This is a genomic window from Mesorhizobium sp. M7A.T.Ca.US.000.02.2.1 (genome assembly GCF_003996995.1).
In the GTDB taxonomy this organism is placed as follows: Bacteria; Pseudomonadota; Alphaproteobacteria; order Rhizobiales; family Rhizobiaceae; genus Mesorhizobium.
Map to the genome: position 1 here is coordinate 1 of NZ_RZTT01000894.1, position 527 is coordinate 527.

1 pseudogene is annotated in these 527 nt (G+C 61.1%); it reads right to left on the reverse strand.

Annotation, left to right across the window (positions count from 1 at the left end):
* Nucleotides 1–300 (reverse strand): annotated as a pseudogene (gene eno / locus EOD15_RS35325) (phosphopyruvate hydratase); the annotation flags it as partial.
* Between the last annotated feature and the right edge of the window lie 227 nt (nt 301–527).

Consider the following 527-nt stretch of genomic DNA (forward strand, 5'->3'; position numbering starts at 1 on the left):
GGGCGTGCCGTCAAGCTCGATCATGGTCTGGTCGATATGGATCTGGTTTTCGGCTTCCATGCCGCCGATGGCCTCGAACAGCTCGCCGTTCACCGCTTCGACGGCCCTGAGCACGCCCTTGCCGAGATAGCGGGCGCCGCCGTCGCGCAGTTCGACGGCCTCGTGGGCGCCGGTCGAAGCACCCGACGGCACCGCCGCGCGGCCCATCGAGCCGTCTTCGAGAATGACATCGACCTCGACGGTCGGATTTCCACGGCTGTCCAGGATTTCACGCCCGACAATGTCGATGATGGCGGTCATTTGCGATGTCCTCGATTGATCTGAAGAATGCCGCACGTCTTAGCCAAAGTGCTGCAAAAGGCAATCGGCCGGCCGGCAATTATTGCCGCGGCATCAGCCTCTGAACGATTCACGAAGCGCAAATCGCTGTCATCATAAGTCATGCACGGTCGGCTGACTTCCGGTTAAGGTGCAGCGCGCGGGGCGAAACAGGAGGAGTTTCGCCATGTCCCAGTTGAGTGGTATCG